We start from the raw sequence: 4,224 nt of genomic DNA, 5'->3' as shown, positions 1-4,224 counted from the left end.
TCATCGACGGCCTCCTTGTCTGCGGTTGCGGTTCATGCGGCCCTGCCGGTGAGCAGGTGGGCCGGGGTGGGGCGGACGCGTTCGGCGGCGCGCAGCCGGACGGACGCGGACCGCGGGTTGCGGGCCAGCTCGACCTCGTCGGCCTGCTCGGCGCCGCGGGTGACCAGGCGCAGGTAGGGCGCGTGCTCGGGGCTCTCGACCGGCAGCCCCAGCGGTGCACTCGACTGGGCGCCGGCGGCGAAGGTGCGCTTGACCAGGCGGTCCTCGAGCGAGTGGTAGGACTCCACGACGATGCGACCGCCCACCGCGAGCCGGTCCACGGCCGCAGGCAGCGCGCGCGCAAGCGTCTCGAGCTCGGTGTTGACCTCGATCCGCAGGGCCTGGAAGGTCCGCTTGGCCGGGTGGCCCCCGGTGACCCGGGCCGCGGCCGGCACCGCGGCGCGCACCAGGTCGACGAGCTGCCCCGTGCGGGTGAGCGGCTCGACCTGACGGGCCCGCACGATCGCGCCGGCGATCCGGCGGGCGAACTTCTCCTCGCCGTACTCGCGGAGCACGCGGGCCAGTGCGGCCTCGTCGTAGGTCGCGAGCACGTCGGCGGCCGTCGGCCCGGTGCCGCCGGCCTCCATCCGCATGTCGAGCGGGGCGTCCTGGGAGTAGGAGAACCCTCGGTCGGTCTCGTCGAGCTGCAGGGACGAGACGCCGAGGTCCATGAGGATGCCCTGCACCGGGCCCAGGGCCAGGCGGTCGAGCACATCCGGGATCTCGTCGTACACGGCCTGGACGGACGTGAAACGGTCGCCGAAGCGGGTCAGCCGCCGGCCGGCCAGCGCGATGGCCTGCGGGTCCCGGTCGATGCCGATGACGCGCAGGTCGGGGAACCGGCTGAGGGCGCCCTCGGTGTGCCCGCCCATCCCGAGCGTCGCGTCGACCAGCACGGCACCGGCCGTCTGCACGGCGGGCGCCAGCAGGTCGAGGCACCGGTCGAGGAGCACGGGGATGTGCCGTGCAGCCACGTCGGGCTCGTCCATCGTGCTCCTCCTTCCGGGTGTGCTGGGTGGTGCGGGTGTCGTGCACGTGGCTGGTCGGGCAGCCCCTCCGCCGTCCGACCAGATCCCCCACCGGCCCTCTGGCACCGGGGAAGTGCGCCAGAGCTGCCGGGGGGAGGTCTCATCGGGCGGGGGCGGGTCAGAACGGCCCGTTCGGGAAGACCTCCTCGGCGGTGTCGGCGTAACCGGGCTCCTGCTCGGCCAGGTAGGTCTCCCAGGCGGCCAGGTCCCAGATCTCGACCCGGGACCCTGCGCCGATGACCGCCACGTCCCGGTCCAGACCGGCGTAGCGGCGCAGCAGTGGCGGGATCGAGATGCGGCCCTGCCGGTCCGGCAGCTCGTCGCTGGCCCCCGAGAGGAAGACCCGCAGGTAGTCCCTCGCCTGCTTGTGGGTCACCGGTGCCTGGCGCAGCCCGTCGTGCATGCGGCGGAACTCGTCGAGCGACATGACGAAGAGGCAGCGCTCCTGGCCCTTGGTCATCACGAGACCGCCGGCCAGGGCCGGGCGGAACTTGGCGGGCAGGATCAGCCGCCCCTTGTCGTCCAGCCGCGGGGTGTAGGTGCCGAGGAACGGCAGCGTCGAGCCGAAGCCCGCGGCCGTGTCGTCAGCCACCGCGCCTCCCCTCGTCTCCCCCGCTCACCCCACCGACCTCCACGATACTCCACTCTCCTCCACCAAGCCCGTCGCGCACCCGTGTTTCACCCGTCTGTTGGTGACATCCGCGCAGGTCAGAGGCAGTGGCGTGAGGTGGAGGGAATTCAGCACGGATCGCCGGCCGCGGCCTGGTGTGCGAGAGCTCCACGAGGATCCCTGCACCTGGGACCGCGCCCTGACCTGCACCGATGTTCCCGACCGGGCGATACCGGGTGACCAGGTGGAGCGAAGTGGGGACGCCGGGGGCGCGCGTGCCTAGGCTCGAGCCACAGCCGTCGCCCAAGGAGCGCCCATGTCCCAAGGCCCGCCCACGCCCGCCCAGCTCGCCGAGCTGGTGGACGTGACCACCGCGATGCGCACCGGGATCGACACCGTGCTGGCCGGGCGCTCCGAGCTCGTCGGCGTCGCGCTCACGGTGCTGCTCGCCCAGGGCCACCTGCTGGTCGAGGACGTGCCCGGTGTCGGCAAGACCACCCTCGCCAAGGCCCTCGCCCGCACGATCGACGCGCCCGTCGGACGCATCCAGTTCACGCCCGATCTGCTGCCGAGCGACCTCACCGGCGTCAACCTCTACCGGTCGGGGCAGTTCGAGTTCCGACCGGGACCGGTGTTCGCGCACGTCGTCATCGGTGACGAGATCAACCGCGCCTCGCCCAAGACGCAGTCGGCCCTGCTCGAGTGCATGCAGGAGGGGCAGGTGACGATCGACGGGCACAGCCACCAGCTGCCGTCGCCGTTCCTCGTCGTCGCCACGCAGAACCCGGTCGAGATGGAGGGCACCTACCCGCTCCCGGAGGCCCAGCGCGACCGGTTCATGGCCCGGCTCACCGTCGGCTACCCGAGCGCGGCCGACGAGCTCGAGATGCTCGACGCCCGCGAGAGCGTCGACCCGCTCGACACGCTCGCCCCGGTGACCGATGCGGCCGGGCTCGGCCGCCTCATCGAGATCGCCCGACGCACCCACGCCTCCGACGCCCTCAAGCGCTACGTCGTCGACCTCGTCGCGGCCACCCGGGACGACGTCGCACTGCGGCTCGGCGCCTCGCCCCGGGCGTCGATCCAGCTGCTGCGCGCCGCCCGCGCCCGCGCCGCGATGGACGGGCGCGACCACGTGCTGCCCGACGACGTCCAGGCGCTCGCGGTCCCGGTGCTCGCCCACCGGGTCCTGCTGTCCACCGCCGCCAGGCTCGCCGGCCGAGACGGCGACCAGGTCGTCGGCGACCTGCTCGCCCGCATCCCGGTGCCCGTCGCGAGCACGACGGCGCGGTGGGGCACCCGCTGATGCGACTGACACGTCGCGGCTGGGCCCTCGTCGCGGCGGGCGCGGTCGCGGTCCAGCTCGGGCTCGGGCTGGGGTCCCTCGACCTGGTGCGGATCGGGCTGGTCGCGTTGGCGCTGGTCGCCGCGGGTGCGACAGCCGTGCTCACCCGCTCGCGTCGCGGTCGGCAGCGAGCCTGGACGGTCACGCGACGCGTGCTGCCCACGCGTCTGCACCCGGGCAGCAGCGCCCAGGTGCAGACCCTGCTCACCGGCCGCGGGCTGCGCGGTGTCCAGCTCGCCGAGAGCGCGGCGCCCCAGCTGTCGGGCGCTGGTGCACCGCGTGCCCGGGTGCGGCGGGCGCCCGGCGCGCTCACGCTCGACTACCAGGTGCACCCCACCGCACGCGGTCGCTGGCCCCTCGGCCCCCTCATGGTGACCCGCACCGACCCGTTCGCCGTGGCCCGGCACCGCGGACCGGTCGGTGAGCCCACCGACGTGCTCGTGTGGCCCGCGCTGCACCCGCTCACCGTGACCGGTGACGTGGTGATCGGCGATCCCGCCCGGGTCGCCCTCGGCGTCCGCAGCCCGGCGCCGGACGACTCCGCCCTGCGCGAGTACCACGAGGGCGACGACCTGCGCCGGGTGCACTGGGCGAGCACCGCCCGTCGGGGCCAGGTGATGGTCCGCGCGGACGAGCACACGGACATGCGGGCCGTCGACGTCCTGGTCGAGCGACCGCACGGTGCCGCGGCGCTGGAGTGGACGCTCTCGGTCGGGGCCTCGATCGCCCTCGCCGCGCTCACGGCCGGGCACCCCGTCCGGCTGCTGGGCGCCGGCGGTCCGGTCGAGGGCTACGTGCACCGCCGCCAGGGCGATCAGGCGCGCGCCGCCCTGCTCGACCCGACCGCGGACGCGAGCGCCTCACGCTCACCGGCCCAGGCCGCAGAACGTCTGCTGAGCGCCAGCCATGAGCTCGGCGCTGCGGGACAGGTCGTGGTGGCCGTCCTCGGGCCGGCCCCGGAGTCGGTGCGGTCCGCGCTGGCCGCCCTCCCGACCCGGGCCACCTGCTGGGTCATGGTGCGCGCCGACGGGCCCACCAGCACCGCTGCTCAGGCGACAGTGCACCAGCTGCGGCTGGCCGGCTGGCGCGGTGTCGTCGTGCACACCGGGGAGGACCCGGACGCTGCGTGGCGACGCCTCACCGAGGCCGCCGCATGAGCGCGCCCGCACCGGCGCGCCCGTCGCACCCCCGGAGCGCGCGTC

General features: G+C 74.7%; 4 protein-coding genes. 2 read left to right on the top strand and 2 right to left on the bottom strand.

The features are described 5' to 3' along the window. Window positions 1–32: 32 nt before the first annotated feature. Window positions 33–1,028 (bottom strand): 16S rRNA (cytosine(1402)-N(4))-methyltransferase RsmH, encoded by a 996-nt coding sequence (rsmH, locus tag F2B26_RS14775; RefSeq protein WP_159810659.1) that lies wholly within the window; start codon window positions 1,026–1,028, stop codon window positions 33–35. A 157-nt stretch (window positions 1,029–1,185) separates the two neighbouring features. After that, a complete protein-coding gene (mraZ, locus tag F2B26_RS14770) occupies window positions 1,186–1,623 on the bottom strand; it encodes a division/cell wall cluster transcriptional repressor MraZ (RefSeq protein WP_235929700.1) in 438 nt (145 codons plus the stop codon). Window positions 1,624–1,993: 370 nt separating this feature from the next. Here mraZ and F2B26_RS14765 point away from each other — a divergent pair, with 370 nt between their 5' ends. Both F2B26_RS14765 and F2B26_RS14760 read left to right on the top strand, forming a co-directional pair. Beyond that, on the top strand, window positions 1,994–2,983 hold the full coding sequence (locus F2B26_RS14765; RefSeq protein ID WP_159810655.1) for an AAA family ATPase: 990 nt from the start codon (window positions 1,994–1,996) through the stop codon (window positions 2,981–2,983). Beyond that, window positions 2,983–4,179, top strand: a complete 1,197-nt coding sequence (locus F2B26_RS14760) for a DUF58 domain-containing protein (RefSeq protein ID WP_159810653.1) — start codon at window positions 2,983–2,985, stop codon at window positions 4,177–4,179. Before F2B26_RS14765 ends, F2B26_RS14760 begins: the two co-directional genes overlap by 1 nt. Window positions 4,180–4,224 lie beyond the last annotated feature (45 nt).

This window comes from Cellulomonas citrea (assembly GCF_009829685.1).
Taxonomy (GTDB): domain Bacteria; phylum Actinomycetota; class Actinomycetes; order Actinomycetales; family Cellulomonadaceae; genus Cellulomonas; species Cellulomonas citrea.
This window is presented reverse-complemented; position numbering and strand designations above follow the sequence as displayed.